The 18,253-nt window shown below is 50.5% G+C and carries 17 protein-coding genes, 1 pseudogene and 1 CRISPR repeat array (1 of these 19 cut by a window edge); of the genes and pseudogenes, 17 read left to right on the forward strand and 1 reads right to left on the reverse strand.

Annotated elements, in window-relative coordinates:
• From NMC31_RS22965 to queE, 5 genes are all read left to right on the forward strand, one after another.
• On the forward strand, positions 1-301 hold a 301-nt coding region (locus NMC31_RS22965), incomplete at its 5' end, for a hypothetical protein (RefSeq protein ID WP_253899202.1).
• Positions 302-313: 12 nt separating this feature from the next.
• A complete protein-coding gene (locus NMC31_RS22970; protein WP_253899203.1) occupies positions 314-1,105 on the forward strand; it encodes a DUF4225 domain-containing protein in 792 nt (263 codons plus the stop codon).
• Between the two features lie 4 nt (positions 1,106-1,109).
• Complete coding sequence (locus NMC31_RS22975) at positions 1,110-1,445, forward strand: hypothetical protein (RefSeq protein WP_253899204.1); 336 nt, start codon at positions 1,110-1,112, stop codon at positions 1,443-1,445.
• A 22-nt stretch (positions 1,446-1,467) separates the two neighbouring features.
• On the forward strand, positions 1,468-1,782 hold the full coding sequence (locus tag NMC31_RS22980; RefSeq protein WP_253899205.1) for a hypothetical protein: 315 nt from the start codon (positions 1,468-1,470) through the stop codon (positions 1,780-1,782).
• Between the two features lie 115 nt (positions 1,783-1,897).
• The gene (queE, locus tag NMC31_RS22985; protein ID WP_253899206.1) at positions 1,898-2,569 is read left to right on the forward strand and encodes a 7-carboxy-7-deazaguanine synthase QueE; all 672 of its coding nucleotides are present in this window, start codon (positions 1,898-1,900) and stop codon (positions 2,567-2,569) included.
• A gap of 53 nt (positions 2,570-2,622) precedes the next feature.
• Here the strand turns inward: queE and queD are convergent, their stop codons facing one another.
• Complete coding sequence (gene queD / locus NMC31_RS22990) at positions 2,623-2,988, reverse strand: 6-carboxytetrahydropterin synthase QueD (protein ID WP_163446301.1); 366 nt, start codon at positions 2,986-2,988, stop codon at positions 2,623-2,625.
• 303 nt (positions 2,989-3,291) lie between these two features.
• Between queD and cysJ the strand changes: the two genes are divergently transcribed.
• The 12 genes and pseudogenes from cysJ (at position 3,292) to cas2e (ending at position 17,208) form a co-directional block, all read left to right on the forward strand.
• Positions 3,292-5,100, forward strand: coding sequence for an NADPH-dependent assimilatory sulfite reductase flavoprotein subunit (gene cysJ / locus NMC31_RS22995; protein ID WP_253899207.1), 1,809 nt, complete (start codon positions 3,292-3,294; stop codon positions 5,098-5,100).
• Positions 5,100-6,812, forward strand: coding sequence for an assimilatory sulfite reductase (NADPH) hemoprotein subunit (gene cysI / locus NMC31_RS23000; RefSeq protein WP_001003078.1), 1,713 nt, complete (start codon positions 5,100-5,102; stop codon positions 6,810-6,812). The genes cysJ and cysI overlap by 1 nt, the downstream gene beginning before the upstream one ends.
• 136 nt (positions 6,813-6,948) lie before the next feature.
• A complete protein-coding gene (gene cysH, locus NMC31_RS23005) occupies positions 6,949-7,683 on the forward strand; it encodes a phosphoadenosine phosphosulfate reductase (protein WP_253899208.1) in 735 nt (244 codons plus the stop codon).
• 264 nt (positions 7,684-7,947) lie between these two features.
• A complete protein-coding gene (locus NMC31_RS23010; protein ID WP_000956460.1) occupies positions 7,948-8,100 on the forward strand; it encodes a Hok/Gef family protein in 153 nt (50 codons plus the stop codon).
• 193 nt (positions 8,101-8,293) lie between these two features.
• Positions 8,294-10,994: pseudogene (gene cas3, locus NMC31_RS23015) on the forward strand (CRISPR-associated helicase Cas3').
• A 449-nt stretch (positions 10,995-11,443) separates the two neighbouring features.
• On the forward strand, positions 11,444-13,006 hold the full coding sequence (gene casA / locus NMC31_RS23020; RefSeq protein WP_253899209.1) for a type I-E CRISPR-associated protein Cse1/CasA: 1,563 nt from the start codon (positions 11,444-11,446) through the stop codon (positions 13,004-13,006).
• Positions 13,003-13,539, forward strand: a complete 537-nt coding sequence (gene casB, locus NMC31_RS23025; RefSeq protein ID WP_000029337.1) for a type I-E CRISPR-associated protein Cse2/CasB — start codon at positions 13,003-13,005, stop codon at positions 13,537-13,539. The genes casA and casB overlap by 4 nt, the downstream gene beginning before the upstream one ends.
• Before the next feature lie 14 nt (positions 13,540-13,553).
• On the forward strand, positions 13,554-14,609 hold the full coding sequence (gene cas7e / locus NMC31_RS23030) for a type I-E CRISPR-associated protein Cas7/Cse4/CasC (protein WP_032303665.1): 1,056 nt from the start codon (positions 13,554-13,556) through the stop codon (positions 14,607-14,609).
• Positions 14,610-14,619: 10 nt separating this feature from the next.
• Positions 14,620-15,366: a type I-E CRISPR-associated protein Cas5/CasD gene (cas5e, locus tag NMC31_RS23035; RefSeq protein ID WP_052953747.1), complete on the forward strand. Its 747-nt coding sequence runs from the start codon at positions 14,620-14,622 to the stop codon at positions 15,364-15,366.
• On the forward strand, positions 15,348-15,998 hold the full coding sequence (gene cas6e, locus NMC31_RS23040; RefSeq protein WP_253899210.1) for a type I-E CRISPR-associated protein Cas6/Cse3/CasE: 651 nt from the start codon (positions 15,348-15,350) through the stop codon (positions 15,996-15,998). The genes cas5e and cas6e overlap by 19 nt, the downstream gene beginning before the upstream one ends.
• Positions 15,995-16,918 carry a type I-E CRISPR-associated endonuclease Cas1e gene (gene cas1e / locus NMC31_RS23045; protein ID WP_253899211.1) on the forward strand — a complete coding sequence of 308 codons (924 nt, stop codon included), beginning with the start codon at positions 15,995-15,997 and terminating at the stop codon, positions 16,916-16,918. The genes cas6e and cas1e overlap by 4 nt, the downstream gene beginning before the upstream one ends.
• Positions 16,915-17,208 (forward strand): type I-E CRISPR-associated endoribonuclease Cas2e, encoded by a 294-nt coding sequence (gene cas2e, locus NMC31_RS23050; RefSeq protein ID WP_000063171.1) that lies wholly within the window; start codon positions 16,915-16,917, stop codon positions 17,206-17,208. The genes cas1e and cas2e overlap by 4 nt, the downstream gene beginning before the upstream one ends.
• A gap of 96 nt (positions 17,209-17,304) precedes the next feature.
• Positions 17,305-18,253: direct repeats of the CRISPR family, unit length 29 nt; unit sequence GTGTTCCCCGCGCCAGCGGGGATAAACCG (it continues 789 nt past the right edge of the window).

Below are 18,253 nucleotides of genomic sequence, written 5' to 3' on the forward strand. Positions count from 1 at the left end.
GGAAGAAACTTTATTGAAAGCAGGCATGAATAAAAAGGATGCTACTTTTCTTATTAAATTAGCCAAGAGGAAAAACATTATCCTGGGGCGGGCATTTTTGCTTTATTCCTGGAAATATTATGCCTGGAGTGGAGTTTTGTTTCTCCTCGTTGTTTTTGTATCAATCCCCGATGGTATTGAATTTCTGATAGCCAACTTGCTCTTCTGCCTTGCTGCAGCTTTCATTTCTCTCTTCTTTTCGTCTTTTGTCATAAATCTAATTTGGAGTATTAAAATTCAAATCAGGTTAATCGGAAAGTAACAGGAGGTTACTTTGAGTAGTTATGGGTTAATGAATTTACAACGTGAAAAAGATAAAATTGATCGACTTGTTTTTGAAATCGTTTTTTATTATTTACATAACAGCCAGTTACGAACAAAATTTATGGCAGAGGAAAATAGGGTTACAGACGGCTGCATTGATGATTATCGGCGTGGGAAATTAACCTTAGGGGAGGCAGTAAAAAAATTACAGGATCATTATTTTTCGTTAAAAAAATACTCTATGCAATTACAGATGGGAGGTATTAAGCTTTATGTAATTGCCCAAAAAGAGCGAGATGCTACATCATTAACGACACTATCACTAAAAGGTGTCGGTTTTGCGAGTGGTTTGTTTCAAATTTTTGGCGGCATTGGTTTTTGCGTTAAAGATATTCGCAGTGCATGTGGGAAGTTGGGTGTTCCGTTAATGATACAGGGCGGAGAAAACTCTTATGAAAATGGATATTATCTATTTACTCATAAAGAACCAACTACGGTACCTATCCGACAAGCTTATCGCTATATAGCAAAATTATTGGGCGGTGATGATAAAGTTGGGGATATCGCTTTCTCATCTGTTGATGTGGCACTTTCTGCTGGTTCTTTAGGTGGCATGACGCGTATTGATGGTGCCAGAAAGCTCTTTTACTATATTCGTGAAGATTTTATTCGTGGCTGGCGAGCTATGGGAGGTGCGGGGATAGGCTCAGAGCTTGTGGGCGATGCTTCTAGTGGGTTTTCTATATATCAGATGGTTTCTCAACCAGAAACTAATTGGTCTGAATTAGAGTCGGAGGATTAATTTAATGAGCGAGGGGGAATATCAATGTTCTATTATGAAGTTGATGGCGTTAGGATTAACAGAATATAAAGCAGTGCGTTTGATCAGGTTTGCTCAGGATGAGGGGCTGAGTCTACAAGAAGCGTATTATGAAAGTTATTGCCGCATATTTAGAGTAGATATGATATTGCTAAGCATCTATCTATTTTTCTTTGCCAGTACCTTTATTAGTGGCGATCATGATGGGATTTTCATGTTGTTTTTCTTTGTGCTATTATTTATAGGTTTTGAATTTTTCTTTCGCTTCCATAAAGGTTGCTGGGCACATTTTAAAATTTATCGTAGCCTTAAAGGGTTATAAATTTCATTACAAGGAGTTGGTCATGGAACAGGATGTAAAGAGCATACTTGCTCAAGCTGGAATGAAAGAAAGAGATATCTATTTCTTACTCAAACTTGCAAAGAGAAAAAATATTAGTGTCAGTAAGGCTTTTCTTTTATATGCCTGGAAAGGTTATGCCTGGGGCTGTATATTGTTATTAACTATGCTTTTCCCTGCCACAATGGGTGGTATTGAGATTTTCCTTGTCTATATGCTATGCAGTTTGGCTTTGGTGATAGTTTCCGTCTTTTTTAGCCCGTTTTTCATTAATCTTGTCTGGAGTGTCAGGGTTCAGATAAAACTAATGGGTAAATAATGAATCCATCTGATGAAAAAAGTAAGACCGTGACTTGCGATAGTACAACCGCTGCGCATGACCTGGTGCTCAAAATCTGCGATAATTACCGCATACCCCTTTTACAGAGATGATTATGCAGTACCCGATTAATGAAATGTTCCAGACCCTGCAAGGCGAGGGTTACTTCACTGGCGTTCCCGCTATCTTTATTCGTTTACAGGGATGCCCGGTGGGCTGCGCCTGGTGTGATACCAAGCATACCTGGGAAAAACTTAGCGATCGGGAAGTGTTTCTGTTCAGCATCCTGGCAAAAACCAAAGAGAGCGATAAATGGGGCGCGGCAGAGGAAGACGATCTGTTAACCGCCATTGCCCGTCAGGGCTGGACAGCGAAGCATGTTGTCATCACCGGCGGCGAACCCTGCATTCACGACCTCACCCCGCTAACGACCTTGCTCGAGCAAAATGGTTACAGCTGCCAGATTGAAACCAGCGGTACTCACGAAGTACGTTGCACACACACCACGTGGGTCACGGTTTCCCCGAAAGTGAATATGCGCGGCGGCTATGACGTGCTATCGCAGGCGCTGGAGCGGGCTGATGAAATCAAGCACCCGGTAGGCCGTGTGCGCGATATTGAAGCACTGGACGAGCTGCTGGAGACGCTGACGGATGACAAACAGCGTGTGATTGCCCTGCAGCCGATCAGTCAGAAAGAAGATGCCACACGCCTTTGCATTGATACTTGCATCGCGCGCAACTGGCGTTTGTCGATGCAGACGCATAAGTATTTGAATATTGCCTAATAAAAAGGCCCGGTAACATAGCATCTACCGGGCCTTAATCGTTTCGCAGGAAATCACTCCCCGCGATAAACACAGCCCGCCGTACAGGTCTCTTTCACCATCACCGCGCTCAGCAGCGGCACAACCGGTTTCACCTGTTCCCAAATCCAGCGCGACAGCACTTCGCTGGTCGGATTCTCCAGGCCCGGAATATCATTGAGATAATAGTGATCCAGACGATCGTAAGTCGGTTTAAACGCCGCTTTCAGTTCGGCGAAATCCATGATCCAACCGGTATGCGGATCGACTTCACCCGTAATCTCAAGGCGCACCATAAAGGAGTGGCCGTGCAGGCGACCGCATTTATGCCCTTCGGGTACGTGAGGCAAATGGTGAGCGGCTTCAAAAGTGAAATCTTTAAACAGTGTGGTGGACATCATGAACTCTCAGTCTTGCGGAAAAAACCGCCGCATAGTACCGGAAAGCACATTTTTTATCATTAACTAAAACCCACAAATGGGTCTGAAGAGCGTAATGGATTGTGTCCATGCTTCATTTGCTATCTATATCAATAGCTTATCCAATCACTTTTATTGCTAATAACTACCTGGAAATCAGGTTAGTCCATTTGGTTATTTGATATTTCCAACCCTTCTTTAATTGTTATTATCCAGCTCGTTAACCTTACATTCAGTTTTGTTTTTCCCGATTTAAAACAGCTTTGATACTGGAACATAACAAGCATGACAACACAGGTCCCCCCTTCCGCGCTGCTGCCGCTTAATACGGAGCAACTGGCACGCCTTCAGGCGGCCACGACTGACTTAACGCCGACCCAGCTTGCCTGGGTTTCCGGCTATTTCTGGGGCGTGCTCAACCAGCAGCCTGGTGCGGCAACCGTTGCTGCAACGCCCGCTGCGGTTGAAGCCCCAACCATTACACTTCTCTCTGCCTCGCAAACCGGTAACGCTCGCCGCGTTGCTGAAGCGCTGCGTGATGATTTACTCGCCGCGAAGCTGAACGTGAACCTGGTGAATGCCGGGGATTATAAATTCAAACAAATCGCGTCAGAAAAACTGCTGGTTGTCGTTGCCTCCACACAAGGGGAAGGTGAGCCGCCGGAAGAAGCGGTGGCGCTGCATAAGTTCCTGTTCTCGAAAAAAGCACCGAAACTTGATGGCACTGCGTTTGCCGTGCTGGGGCTGGGCGATACGTCATATGAATTCTTCTGCCAGGCCGGGAAAGATTTCGACAGCAAACTGGCGGAGCTTGGCGGCGAGCGTCTGCTTGATCGTGTAGATGCGGATGTTGAATATCAGACGGCAGCCAGTGAATGGCGTGCACGCGTAGTCGACGTGTTAAAAGCACGCGTGCCGAAAGATACGCCCGCGCAGGCTGCCGTTGCTGCTACTGGCGCAGTGAATGAAATCTATACCAGCCCGTACAGCAAAGAAGCGCCGTTGACGGCCAGCTTGTCCGTTAATCAGAAAATTACCAGCCGTGATTCAGAAAAAGATGTTCGCCATATCGAAATTGATTTAGGCGATTCTGGCCTGCGCTATCAGCCGGGCGATGCGCTGGGTGTGTGGTATCAGAACGATCCTGACCTGGTGAAAGAACTTGTCGAATTGCTGTGGCTGAAAGGTGATGAACCTGTCACCGTCGAGGGCAAAACGTTGCCTCTGAACGAGGCCCTACAGTGGCACTTCGAACTGACCGTCAACACCGCCAACATCGTTGAGAACTACGCCACGCTTACCCGCAGTGAAACGCTGCTGCCGCTGGTGGGCGATAAAGCGAAGTTGCAGCATTACGCCGCGACGACGCCGATTGTCGACATGGTGCGTTTCTCTCCGGCGCAGCTTGACGCTGAAGCCCTGATTAACTTGCTGCGCCCGCTGACGCCGCGCCTGTACTCCATCGCCTCCTCGCAGGCGGAAGTCGAGAACGAAGTACACGTCACCGTTGGCGTGGTGCGTTATGACGTGGAAGGCCGCGCCCGTGCTGGCGGTGCCTCCAGCTTCCTTGCGGACCGTGTGGAAGAAGAGGGCGAAGTCCGCGTATTTATCGAACATAACGACAACTTCCGCCTGCCAGCAAACCCGGAAACGCCGGTGATTATGATTGGTCCAGGCACCGGCATCGCACCGTTCCGCGCCTTTATGCAGCAACGTGCTGCTGACGAAGCGCCGGGTAAAAACTGGCTGTTCTTCGGCAACCCACACTTTACGGAAGATTTCCTCTACCAGGTGGAGTGGCAGCGCTACGTCAAAGAGGGCGTGCTGACACGTATCGATCTTGCCTGGTCGCGCGATCAAAAAGAAAAAATTTACGTACAAGACAAACTGCGCGAACAGGGCGCAGAGCTGTGGCGCTGGATCAATGACGGTGCCCACATTTATGTCTGCGGCGACGCTAATCGCATGGCGAAAGACGTTGAACAGGCACTTCTGGAAGTGATTGCCGAATTTGGTGGCATGGACACCGAAACGGCGGATGAATTTTTAAGTGAGCTGCGCGTAGAGCGCCGTTATCAGCGAGATGTCTACTAATGAACGAAAAACATCCAGGGCCTTTAGTGGTCGAAGGAAAACTGACAGACGCCGAGCGCATGAAGCTTGAGAGCAACTACCTGCGCGGGACCATTGCGGAAGATTTAAACGACGGTCTGACCGGCGGCTTTAAGGGCGACAACTTCCTGCTGATCCGTTTCCACGGTATGTATCAGCAGGATGACCGCGATATCCGCGCCGAACGTGCTGAACAGAAGCTGGAACCGCGTCATGCGATGCTGCTGCGCTGCCGTCTGCCGGGTGGGGTGATCACCACTAAACAGTGGCAGGCAATTGATAAATTCGCCGGTGAAAACACCATTTATGGCAGCATTCGCCTGACCAACCGCCAGACGTTCCAGTTCCACGGCATTCTGAAAAAGAACGTCAAACCGGTGCACCAGATGCTGCATTCGGTCGGTCTTGATGCGCTGGCGACCGCCAACGACATGAACCGTAATGTACTCTGCACCTCGAACCCATTTGAATCTCAGTTGCACGCGGAAGCGTATGAGTGGGCGAAGAAAATCTCTGAACATCTGCTGCCGCGAACCCGCGCCTACGCGGAGATCTGGCTCGATCAGGAAAAAGTCGCCACCACTGACGAAGAACCGATCCTCGGTCAGACCTATCTGCCGCGTAAATTCAAAACCACGGTAGTGATCCCGCCGCAGAACGATATCGATCTGCACGCCAACGACATGAACTTCGTGGCGATCGCGGAAAACGGCAAGCTGGTGGGCTTCAACCTGCTGGTGGGCGGTGGGCTTTCTATCGAACACGGCAACAAGAAAACCTACGCCCGCACGGCGAGCGAGTTTGGCTATCTGCCACTGGAGCATACGCTGGCGGTGGCGGAAGCGGTCGTTACCACTCAGCGCGACTGGGGTAACCGAACCGATCGTAAAAATGCCAAAACCAAATACACGCTGGAGCGCGTGGGGGTCGAGACGTTTAAAGCAGAAGTGGAACGTCGCGCGGGGATCAAGTTCGAACCGATCCGTCCGTATGAATTTACCGGGCGCGGCGATCGTATCGGCTGGGTAAAAGGGATCGACGACAAATGGCACCTGACGCTGTTTATCGAAAATGGTCGCATCCTTGATTATCCGGGGCGTCCGCTGAAAACCGGCCTGCTGGAGATCGCGAAGATCCACAAAGGTGATTTCCGCATTACGGCGAACCAGAATCTGATCATCGCCGGTGTGCCGGAAAGTGAGAAAGCGAAGATCGAGAAGATCGCCAAAGAGAGCGGGTTAATGAATGCCGTCACGCCGCAGCGTGAAAACTCAATGGCCTGCGTGTCATTCCCGACTTGCCCGTTGGCGATGGCGGAAGCGGAGCGTTTCCTGCCGTCGTTTATCGATAACATCGATAATTTAATGGCGAAACATGGTGTCAGCGATGAGCACATCGTGATGCGTGTAACAGGCTGCCCGAACGGTTGTGGTCGCGCGATGCTGGCGGAAGTTGGCCTGGTGGGTAAAGCGCCGGGTCGCTACAACCTGCATCTTGGTGGCAACCGCATTGGGACACGTATCCCACGGATGCATAAAGAAAACATCACCGAGCCGGAAATCCTGGCGACGCTTGATGAACTGATAGGGCGCTGGGCGAAAGAGCGTGAAGCGGGTGAAGGCTTCGGCGACTTTACGGTGCGTGCGGGCATCATTCGCCCGGTGCTCGATCCGGCGCGCGATTTGTGGGATTAATATGAATTGCCGCTTCAACTCGGTTTTGTAGGCCTGATAAGCGAAGCGCCATCAGGCACTGTGACACCTTTTGCCGGATGTGGCATAAACGTCTTATCCGGCCTACTTAACCCGCAAGGCAAACAGTGAGGAATCTATGTCCAAACTCGATCTAAATGCGCTGAACGAACTGTCGAAGGTGGATCGCATTCTGGCGCTGGCGGAAACTAACGCCGAGCTTGAAAAACTGGATGCTGAAGGCCGCGTCGCCTGGGCGCTGGATAATCTGCCCGGTGAATATGTGCTTTCTTCCAGCTTCGGCATTCAGGCGGCGGTGAGCCTGCATCTGGTGAATCAGGTTCGCCCGGATATTCCGGTGATCCTCACCGATACGGGTTATCTGTTCCCTGAAACCTACCGCTTTATTGACGAGTTAACGGACAAACTCAAGCTCAACCTGAAAGTGTACCGCGCTACCGAAAGCGCTGCCTGGCAGGAAGCGCGCTACGGTAAACTGTGGGAACAGGGCGTTGAAGGCATTGAAAAGTACAACGATATCAACAAAGTCGAACCGATGAACCGTGCGTTGAAAGAACTGAAAGCGCAAACGTGGTTTGCTGGCCTGCGCCGTGAACAATCCGGCAGCCGCGCTAATTTACCGGTGCTGGCAATTCAGCGTGGCGTATTTAAAGTGCTGCCGATTATCGACTGGGATAACCGAACTATTTATCAGTACCTGCAAAAACATGGCCTGAAATATCACCCATTATGGGACGAAGGATATTTATCGGTTGGTGATACCCATACAACCCGTAAATGGGAACCCGGCATGGCGGAAGAAGAAACGCGTTTCTTTGGCTTAAAAAGGGAATGTGGGTTGCACGAAGGGTAAAACTTCGCACCGCGTAATAAACGCCTCTGTCAGAAAAGATGGGGGCGTTTTTATTTTGCGAGCCGCATTCCGGCATTTAAACGTGAATATAGCAGGGGAAATCAACAGTTATAGAATGGCGTCGGGTGCTTGAGGCTGTCTGGCGTTGAGCATTCGCGAGGTTCCAGATGGACAAAAGCCCCAGGCGATATTTCTATCAACCTGAGGCTCGCGTTCGAACGTTGCAATTCGGATGTTAGTCTCTTCTTTGCAGGGAGGCAAGACATGCTAACAAAATATGCCCTTGTGGCAATCATAGTGCTGTGTTTTACAGTACTGGGATTCACGCTGATGGTAGGCGACTCGTTGTGTGAGTTGAGTATCAGAGAGCGTGGTATGGAGTTTAAGGCAGTTCTCGCTTACGAATCGAAGAAGTAGCCATCACGCGGGGGTAAACCCCCGCATATTGGATTGTGATGGTTTGGTCTCCGGCACCCTTTTTAATTTTAATTGCTCATATGGTAATTTTTACTGTGTTTATTATTGATTTGTATTTCAAATAAAAAGCATTAGGTTATTCATAATGTAAATATTTTATTGAACGATATATATCACAGATAATTTTTAATATATGCGTAAATATCCTTTAAGTTTTACTGAAGGATAAAAACATTGTGACTTTCTTTGATTTCTGGGGAAAAACCCGACGTGGCGAGAAAGAGGGTGGCGACGATTATCACCTTCTTTGCTGGCATTCGCTGGATGTAGCCGCGATGGGCTATTTAATGGTCAAAAGCAATTACTTCGGGCTGGATGACTATTTTCGTCAATTAGGTTTCGCTGACACGGAGCAGGCAGCACAATTTTTCGCCTGGTTGTTGTGCTGGCACGATACTGGAAAATTTGCCCGCTCATTTCAGCAACTTTACCTGCACCCACAACTCAAGGTTCCGGAAGGCGCAAGAAAGAATTACGAAAAGATCTCTCATTCAACGCTGGGTTACTGGTTGTGGCATCATTATTTAATTGAATGTGAAGAGTTGCTTCCCTCATCTTCACTCTCTCCCCGCAAACTTAAACGGGTAATAGAGATGTGGATGCCCATGACTACCGGGCATCATGGTCGGCCTCCTGATCGTATGGATGAACTGGATAATTTTCTGCCTGAAGACAAAGCCGCTGCACGAGATTTTCTCCTTGCAATCAAGGCACTGTTCCCGCTCATCGAGATCCCCGCATTCTGGGATGATGACGAGGGCATTGAACTTATAAAACACCTTTCCTGGTATATCTCTGCAACCGTCGTGCTCGCAGACTGGGCGGGTTCGTCAACGCGATTTTTTCCACGCGTCGCACACCCAATGGATATTAAAGATTACTGGCAGATTGCTTTAGCTCAGGCTCAAAACGCATTAACCGTCTTTCCTCCAAAAGCAGAAACCGCACCTTTCACTGGAATTAACACGCTGTTTCCTTTTATTGAGAACCCAACACCGTTACAGCAAAAGGTGCTGGATCTGGATATCAGCCAGCCAGGACCGCAGTTGTTTATTCTGGAAGATGTGACTGGCGCAGGTAAAACAGAAGCGGCGCTTATCCTGGCGCACAGGTTGATGTCTGCGGGGAAAGCACAGGGTTTGTTTTTTGGCCTGCCAACAATGGCAACGGCTAATGCCATGTACGATAGGTTGGTCAAAACCTGGCTTGCTTTCTATTCGCCACAATCCCGCCCCAGCCTGGTGCTGGCACACAGCGCTCGTTCGCTAATGGATCGCTTTAACGCATCGCTGTGGTCTGGTGATTTTGTGGGGTCAGAAGAACCGGATGAACAAACGTTCAGTCAGGGATGTGCGGCCTGGTTTGCCGACAGTAACAAGAAGGCGTTGCTGGCTGAAATTGGCGTCGGCACGCTGGATCAGGCGATGATGGCGGTGATGCCGTTCAAACATAATAATCTGCGGCTTCTGGGGCTGAGTAACAAAATCCTGCTAGCCGATGAGATCCACGCCTGTGACGCTTATATGTCGTGCATTCTTGAAGGGCTGATCGAGCGGCAGGCGCGTGGCGGAAACAGCGTTATTTTGCTTTCTGCTACGTTGTCTCAACAGCAGCGTGACAAACTCGTCGCCGCCTTTGCGCGTGGTGCAGAGGGCCAGCAAGAAGCTCCGTTGCTGGAAAAAGATGATTATCCCTGGCTGACGCATGTCACGAAATCCGATGTGCATTCGCACCGGGTAGCGACGCGCAAAGACGTTGAGCGCAGCGTGAGTGTGGGTTGGCTTCATAGCGAACAAGAGTGTATTGCGCGTATCGAATCGGCGGTAAGTCAGGGGAAATGCATCGCCTGGATTCGGAATTCTGTCGATGACGCCATCCAGGTTCATCGTCAGTTACTTGCCCGCGGCGTCATTCCTGCTTCCAGCCTTTCACTTTTTCATAGCCGCTTTGCTTTTAGCGATCGCCAGCGAATTGAAACGGAGACGCTGGCACGCTTTGGTAAAGAAGACTGTTCACAGCGTGCCGGAAAAGTCCTCATTTGTACTCAGGTCCTGGAGCAGAGCGTCGACTGCGACCTGGACGAAATGATTTCCGACCTTGCCCCTGTTGATTTGCTGATCCAGCGAGCAGGGCGATTACAGCGACATATCCGCGATATTAATGGTCAGTTAAAGCGTGACGGTAAAGACGAGCGTCACCCTCCTGTATTGCTGATTCTGGCCCCCGTCTGGAACGACTCTCCGGGTGAAGAATGGTTTGGCAGTGCCATGCGTAACAGTGCATTTGTCTATCCCGATCATGGGCGAATCTGGTTGACGCAGCGTGTGCTGCGTGAACAAGGCGCGATTCAGATGCCACACTCAGCCCGGCTTCTGATTGAATCAGTCTACGGTGAGGATGTGGTAATGCCGGAAGGGTTTGCCCGCAGCGAGCAGGAGCAAGTGGGCAAATACTACTGCGATCGTTCAATGGCTAATAAGTTTGTGCTGAACTTCAGGCCCGGCTATGCCGCCAATATCAACGATTACCTTCCGGAAAAACTGTCGACACGTCTGGCTGAGGAGTCTGTTTCCTTGTGGTTGGCTACCTGTATTGACGGTGTGGTGAAGCCTTATGCCACTGGCGCTCACGCATGGGAAATGAGCGTTGTCAGAGCGCGCCAAAGCTGGTGGAAAAAACATCGGGATGAGTTTTCTTTACTGGAAGGGGATGCGTTCAGGCAGTGGTGCGTTGAACAGCGGCAAGATCCGGAGATGGTAAATGTGATTTTAGTTACCGATGACGAAAGTTGCGGGTATTCGGCTACGGAGGGATTGATTGGCAAGGTTGGTTGATATGCCCTGGCGTCGGATGACGCCAGGGCTTATCCCCGTTGACACGGGGAACGGGAACCAATTTTAGTATCTCACTAACTTGGTTAATCCCTGGAATCAGGGAATGGATTTATTTTATCAATGCTATTGTGATTATGATAGATGGGTAATTTCTATGAGTTATTTAGAAACTAAAATTTCTAAAATGTCCGGAACTGGAATTGAGTCACACCGTTACAAGGCGTATTTTCGTGACCAGTGAAAAGCTGCGGTGAAGAGGACTACGATGTTGTCGATTTTTTTGCTTCAACTTGTGCTAAATCTGCTTTCAAAACGACAAACTAAGTTCGATTTTCGTATCACATTCAACGTCTTTTCTTTTATCCGACTCAGATTAAGTCTCCAACTAAATCTGAAAATATGGTGATGGACAACCGACCAGGGATGGTCTTTTTTACGAGAGGATGCGTATGAACTCGTTTTCACTTCTGACAACCCCGTGGTTGCCCGTTCGTTATAAAGATGGAACGACAGGCAAGCTGGCACCAGTCGATCTGGCTGATGAAAATGTTGTCGATATCGCTGCGCCGCGGGCAGATCTCCAGGGGGCGGCATGGCAGTTTTTGCTGGGACTACTACAAACCAGCTTCGCGCCCAAAAATCACGGTCGTTGGGATGATATCTGGGAAGACGGGCTGGAGGTTGAAAAGCTACGGGAAGCATTGCTGTCTTTAGAACACGCTTTCCAGTTTGGCCCAGATTCCCCTTCATTTATGCAGGATTTCGAGGCGCTTACGGGAGATAAAGTTCCGGTAGCTTCATTACTGCCTGAAATTCCCGGCTCTCAAACGACGAAGTTTAATAAAGACCACTTTATCAAGCGTGGTGTAACGGAACACCTGTGCCCCCATTGCTTAGCATTGGCCTTGTTCTCTTTACAGTTGAATGCACCAGCGGGCGGCAAAGGCTACCGCACCGGTTTACGCGGCGGTGGGCCGATGACGACGCTGATTGAATTACAGGAATATCAGGGCAATCAACAAACACCCTTGTGGCGCAAACTGTGGCTCAACGTGATGCCGCAGGATGAATCTGACTTACCGCTACCCAAAAAATTTGACGATCTGGTTTTCCCCTGGCTTGGCCCGACGCGTACCAGTGAACTGGCCGGTGCGGTGGTAACTGATGATCAGGTCAACAAACTCCAGGCGTACTGGGGAATGCCTCGGCGCATACGTGTTGATTTTAATACCACGACAGTCGGCAACTGCGATATTTGCGGTGAGCAGAGCGACGCGCTCCTGAGCCTGATGACGACCAAAAATTACGGTGCGAATTATGCCATGTGGCAGCATCCCTTAACGCCTTACCGTGTACCACTTAAAGAGGGCGGCGAGTTTTACTCGGTCAAGCCACAACCGGGCGGTTTAATCTGGCGCGACTGGTTAGGTCTTATCGAAACGGGTAAGTCAGAAAACAATACGGAACTTCCCGCGCTGGTGGTGAAACTCTTTAATCCCAGCAGTCTGAAACAGGCAAAAGTGGGCCTGTGGGGATTTGGCTATGATTTCGACAACATGAAAGCGCGCTGTTGGTACGAACACCATTTCCCGCTACTGCTCAATAAAAAAGAAGGCCAGATACCAAAGCTGCGGCTGGCTGCGCAAACGGCTTCACGGATTCTAAGTCTGTTACGGAGTGCATTGAAAGAAGCATGGTTCTCCGATCCAAAAGGTGCACGGGGTGATTTCAGTTTTGTGGATATCGACTTCTGGAACAAAACTCAGCATCGCTTCCTGAGGTTAGTGCGTCAAATTGAAGAAGGTCAGGAGCCGGATGAATTACTCAGCAAATGGCAAAAGGAAATGTGGTTATTCGCGCGTCAGGATTTTGACGAGCGGGTATTCACTAATCCTTATGAGCCCGTTGATTTGAAACGCGTCATGACCGCGCGCAAGAAATATTTTACAACATCGGCGGAGAAGCAAAGTGCTAAAGCCGCCAGGGAGAAAAAGCAGGAGGCTGCTGAATGAGTATTGTAAAAGAGGAGCACAAAGCCACGCTGCGCAAATGGCACGAGGAATTGCAGGAAAAACGCGGCAATCGTGCCAGTCTGCGGCGTAGTACGACGGTTAATGATGTTTGTTTGTCAGAAGGGTTTCGTTCTCTGCTAATGCAGACCCACACGTTGTGGAAAGTTGAAGCGCAAGAGTGGCGTTTTACCGCACTGGCACTGGTCGCTGCAGTTAGCGCCAATGTAAAAGCCATTGATGAACGGCAGCCTTTTGCCGCGCAGCTGGCGGCAGTAATGTCAGAAGGGCGGTTTTCGCGCCTGTCGGCAGTAAAAACGCCGGATGATTTACTGCGCCAGTTACGTCGCGCGGTCAAATTATTAAACGGTTCCGTCAATCTTATCTCTTTGGCAGACGATATTTTCCGCTGGTGCCAGGAGAGTGACGACCTGCTCAACCATCACCGCCGTCAGCAGCGGCCAACAGAATTTATCCGTATCCGCTGGGCGCTGGAATATTACCAGGCTGGCGACGCCGATAACGAACAAAATTAATAAAGGACTATCTCATGACGACATTTATTCAGCTCCATTTGTTAACCGCTTACCCTGCAGCCAACCTTAACCGTGATGACACCGGTGCGCCGAAAACCGTGGTGCTGGGTGGAGCAACGCGTCTGCGCGTTTCCTCGCAAAGTCTGAAACGTGCGTGGCGCACTTCTGCACTTTTTGAACAGGCGCTGGCGGGCCATATTGGTATTCGTAGTGGGCGTATCGCGCGCGAGGCAGCAACTATCATGATTGAGAAAGGAATCGAAGAAAAAAAAGCCATCGAATGGGCGGCAGATATTGCCGATTATCTTGGTAAAGCCAAAAAAGACAAAAAAACAAAAGATCCGCTCACTAACGCTGAAACTGAACAGCTCGTCCATATCAGCCCTGCAGAATTTGACGCCGTAAAAGCGCTGGCCCATCAACTGGCAGAAGAAAAGCGCGCGCCAAAAGAGGACGATCTCGCTTTGTTACGTAAAGATCGTATGGCGGTAGATATCGCCATGTTTGGTCGTATGCTGGCGAATAAACCCGAGTTTAATGTTGAAGCCGCCTGTCAGGTCGCGCATGCGTTTGGTGTCAGTGAAACGATTGTCGAAGATGATTTTTTCACCGCCGTTGATGATTTGCGCCAGGCCTCTGAAGATGCTGGTGCAGGGCATCTTGGTGAAACTGGGTTTGGTTCTGCGCTGTTCTACACCTATATCTGCATTGATAAAGATCTGCTGGTCGAAAACCTCGGCGGTGACGAAGCATTAGCTAATCAGACCCTGCGCGCCTTTACGGAAGCAGCGTTTAAAGTTTCCCCAACCGGTAAACAAAACAGCTTTGCCAGCCGTGCCTACGCCTCCTGGGCGCTGGCAGAAAAAGGCACCGAACAACCGCGTTCTCTGGCGGCGGCTTTCTATGAACCCATTAATGGCACACGTCAGTTAGATGTGGCAGTGCAGCGTATTACAACGCTTCGCGAAAACATGAATACGGTTTACGAACAGAAGACCGAATGCGCAAGTTTTGACGTGATGAACAAACAGGGAAGCATGAAGGACGTGCTGGACTTTATCTGCGCGTAAGGGGCGGCTTATGAGCCAATATCTGATTTTTCAGCTTCATGGGCCAATGGCATCCTGGGGCGTTGATGCACCCGGTGAGGTGCGTCATACCCATGAACTGCCTTCGCGTTCAGCATTGCTGGGGCTGCTGGCTGCCGGGTTAGGGATACGGCGTGATGACACCGAATGCTTAAACGCGTTTAATCGCCACTATTCACTGGTGGTTTGCGCCAGCCGTAACCCGCGCTGGGCACGGGATTATCACACGGTCCAGATGCCAAAAGAGGTGCGTAAAGCGCGTTATTTCAGCCGTCGCGAAGAGTTGAGCGACCCTGATCTTCTAAGCGCGATTATCTCCCGGCGCGACTACTACACCGATGCCTGGTGGATGGTGGCCGTGGCAACAACAGCTGATGCGCCTTATAGCCTCGAACAGTTGCAGGAAGGTTTACGCCATCCGGTTTTTCCGCTTTATCTGGGGCGAAAAAGCCATCCGCTGGCATTACCCCTTGCGCCGTTACTGCTTGAAGGTAACGCGTCTGATGCCTTACGTAACGCATATCACCAGTATCAGGATAGTTTCCGCGAACTGAAAGTCTCACTCCCGAAACTTCAGGATGAATGCTGGTGGGAAGGGGAGCACGATGGCCTGGTCTCGAGCAAAATATTACGCCGCCGGGATGTTCCTTTAAATCGTCAGCAGTGGCTGTTTGGGGAACGCACCGTCAATCAGGGGCCGTGGCTCAGCAAGGAGGAACCATGTACCTCTCAAGAATAACCTTACATACCGGCCAGCTTTCGCCTGCGCAGTTACTGCATCTGGTGGATCGCGGTGAATATGTGATGCATCAGTGGCTGTGGGATCTTTTTCCTGGCGGCAAAGAAAGGCAATTTCTTTATCGTCGGGAAGAACTCCTGGGCGCGTTTCGCTTTTTTGTCCTGTCGCAGGAACGCCCGGCGGAAAGTGAAACGTTCACCATCGAATGCCGGTCATTTGCGCCGGAGCTGCGTACCGGACAATCCCTTTTTTTCAACCTGCGAGCGAATCCAACAGTCTGTAAAGCGGGTAAGCGCCACGATCTGCTGATGGAGGCGAAACGGCAGGTGAGGGGGCAGGCGGAAGGAAGAAATGTCTGGTTGCATCAACAACAGGCGGCGCTGGACTGGCTGGCAGCGCAGGGGGAGAGAAGCGGTTTTACACTGCTGGATACCTCGGTCGATGCCTACCGACAACAGCAACTGCGGCGGGAAAACTCCCGGCAACTGATCCAGTTCAGTAGCGTGGATTATACAGGGATGCTTACAGTCACCGATCCAGGGTTATTTCTGCAACGTCTCTGCCTGGGGTATGGCAAAAGCCGGGCGTTCGGCTGTGGTCTGATGTTAATCAAACCCGGAGCAGAGGCGTGACGTTTGTACCACTGAGTCCGATCCCGTTAAAAGATCGCACCTCCATGATCTTCCTCCAGTACGGTCAAATCGACGTACTGGACGGGGCTTTCGTGCTGATCGACAAAACAGGGATCCGCACGCATATTCCGGTGGGATCGGTCGCTTGCATTATGCTCGAACCAGGAACGAGAGTTTCCCACGCGGCGGTGCATCTGGCCGCCACGGTGGGAACACTGCTGGTCTGGGTCGGTGAAGCGGGCGTTCGCGTTTACTCCTCCGGACAACCCGGTGGAGCGTGTGCTGATAAATTACTCTACCAGGCAAAGCTGGCTTTAACGGAAGATTTACGCTTGAAGGTGGTGCGCAAAATGTATGAATTACGTTTTCCTGAACCACCGCCAGCTCGCCGTTCAGTGGAGCAGTTACGGGGAATTGAGGGATCCCGTGTTCGCCAGACCTATGCATTACTGGCGAAGCAATATGGTGTGAAATGGAATGGTCGCAAATACGATCCTAAAGACTGGGAAAAAGGCGATGTTGTGAATCGCTGCATCAGTGCTGCCACATCATGTCTGTACGGTATATCTGAAGCGGCGGTATTAGCCGCGGGATATGCGCCCGCTATTGGTTTTATCCATGGTGGCAAACCGCTTTCATTTGTTTATGACATAGCCGATATCATTAAATTTGATTCGGTTGTACCAAAGGCATTTGAAATAGCGGCGAGGCAACCCGCAGAACCTGATAAAGAAGTCAGGTTGGCTTGTCGCGATATTTTCCGTAGTAGTAAATTAACGGGCAAATTAATTCCGTTAATTGAGGAAGTCCTTGTCGCCGGTGAAATTGAACCACCACAACCAGCGCCAGATATGTTACCGCCAGCTATCCCGGAACCTGAAACGCTGGGTGATAGTGGTCACCGGGGGCGCAGCGGATGAGCATGGTCGTGGTTGTTACAGAAAATGTCCCGCCACGCTTACGTGGACGGCTCGCGATCTGGCTACTGGAAGTGCGTGCTGGTGTTTATGTTGGTGATACATCCAAACGTATTCGGGAGATGATCTGGCAGCAAATCTCCCAACTGGCAGGTTGCGGAAATGTGGTCATGGCCTGGGCGACCAATACCGAGTCGGGTTTTGAATTTCAGACCTGGGGTGAAAACAGACGTATTCCGGTGGATTTGGATGGGTTACGGTTGGTTTCGTTTCTTCCTGTTGAGAATCAATAAGTTACCCGTTCTTTAAAAATAAGGAAATGTTTGAATTTAGTTGGTAGATTGTTGATGTGGAATAAAATTGTTTAAAAACAGATACGTATGCTTAGTGTGTTCCCCGCGCCAGCGGGGATAAACCGTTCATGCTGCAAGCTCCTGTTTGTGCTTAAACGTGTTCCCCGCGCCAGCGGGGATAAACCGCGGCGTGCGTCGATTATTATGCCTGAGGATCCGTGTTCCCCGCGCCAGCGGGGATAAACCGGAATCGTGAATCAGGGAAATGAGGACGCCCGAGTGTTCCCCGCGCCAGCGGGGATAAACCGTCGTAATCAGCAGGTTTTTGCGCAGATAAAGCGTGTTCCCCGCGCCAGCGGGGATAAACCGCCTGGAAGATAAATTTTTAGGTATTCGGCTTTGTGTTCCCCGCGCCAGCGGGGATAAACCGCAGAACAAGCCGACGTGCGCAGACGTTGGCGCGTGTTCCCCGCGCCAGCGGGGATAAACCGGCGTGGCGTAACGGTCAATTAAAACTCCCGGAGTGTTCCCCGCGCCAGCGGGGATAAACCGTATACGTGGGGGTTGCGCCAGATATTGGCGCAGTGTTCCCCGCGCCAGCGGGGATAAACCGATCTCTGCAACTGATCGCGGTCAACTTCATACGTGTTCCCCGCGCCAGCGGGGATAAACCGTTTACTCCTGATAAATATCTTTCAGTAAAGTGGTGTTCCCCGCGCCAGCGGGGATAAACCGTTGATCCAGATAATTTCCGCGCTATCGCTGAAGTGTTCCCCGCGCCAGCGGGGATAAACCGAATTTCAGTCAGTCGTCTCCGCCTGGCGTGAAGTGTTCCCCGCGCCAGCGGGGATAAACCGCAGGGAATGAACCGCAGCGACGGCAAACCGCTGTGTTCCCCGCGCCAGCGGGGATAAACCGCTTACCAGCAAAACCACGGAGCCGCCGGGCGCGTGTTCCCCGCGCCAGCGGGGATAAACCGAAATAAATAAAAAAGCCTCTGGTGGTGTAGATGTGTTCCCCGCGCCAGCGGGGATAAACCGTGCAT

The sequence above is a fragment of the Pseudocitrobacter vendiensis genome, from assembly GCF_943590815.1.
GTDB lineage: Bacteria > Pseudomonadota > Gammaproteobacteria > Enterobacterales > Enterobacteriaceae > Pseudocitrobacter > Pseudocitrobacter vendiensis.

What these genes read in the sequence shown, in the direction of transcription:
- cas7e (WP_032303665.1), top strand. Translation starts at nt 13,554, where the DNA reads ATGACGACATTTATTCAGCTCCATTTGTTAACCGCTTACCCTGCAGCC.
- NMC31_RS23010 (WP_000956460.1), top strand. Translation starts at nt 7,948, where the DNA reads ATGCTAACAAAATATGCCCTTGTGGCAATCATAGTGCTGTGTTTTACA.
- NMC31_RS22980 (WP_253899205.1), top strand. Translation starts at nt 1,468, where the DNA reads ATGGAACAGGATGTAAAGAGCATACTTGCTCAAGCTGGAATGAAAGAA.
- NMC31_RS22975 (WP_253899204.1), top strand. Translation starts at nt 1,110, where the DNA reads ATGAGCGAGGGGGAATATCAATGTTCTATTATGAAGTTGATGGCGTTA.
- cysH (WP_253899208.1), top strand. Translation starts at nt 6,949, where the DNA reads ATGTCCAAACTCGATCTAAATGCGCTGAACGAACTGTCGAAGGTGGAT.
- queE (WP_253899206.1), top strand. Translation starts at nt 1,898, where the DNA reads ATGCAGTACCCGATTAATGAAATGTTCCAGACCCTGCAAGGCGAGGGT.
- casA (WP_253899209.1), top strand. Translation starts at nt 11,444, where the DNA reads ATGAACTCGTTTTCACTTCTGACAACCCCGTGGTTGCCCGTTCGTTAT.
- cas5e (WP_052953747.1), top strand. Translation starts at nt 14,620, where the DNA reads ATGAGCCAATATCTGATTTTTCAGCTTCATGGGCCAATGGCATCCTGG.
- cas2e (WP_000063171.1), top strand. Translation starts at nt 16,915, where the DNA reads ATGAGCATGGTCGTGGTTGTTACAGAAAATGTCCCGCCACGCTTACGT.
- cysI (WP_001003078.1), top strand. Translation starts at nt 5,100, where the DNA reads ATGAACGAAAAACATCCAGGGCCTTTAGTGGTCGAAGGAAAACTGACA.
- casB (WP_000029337.1), top strand. Translation starts at nt 13,003, where the DNA reads ATGAGTATTGTAAAAGAGGAGCACAAAGCCACGCTGCGCAAATGGCAC.
- cysJ (WP_253899207.1), top strand. Translation starts at nt 3,292, where the DNA reads ATGACAACACAGGTCCCCCCTTCCGCGCTGCTGCCGCTTAATACGGAG.
- queD (WP_163446301.1), bottom strand. Translation starts at nt 2,988, where the DNA reads ATGATGTCCACCACACTGTTTAAAGATTTCACTTTTGAAGCCGCTCAC.
- cas6e (WP_253899210.1), top strand. Translation starts at nt 15,348, where the DNA reads ATGTACCTCTCAAGAATAACCTTACATACCGGCCAGCTTTCGCCTGCG.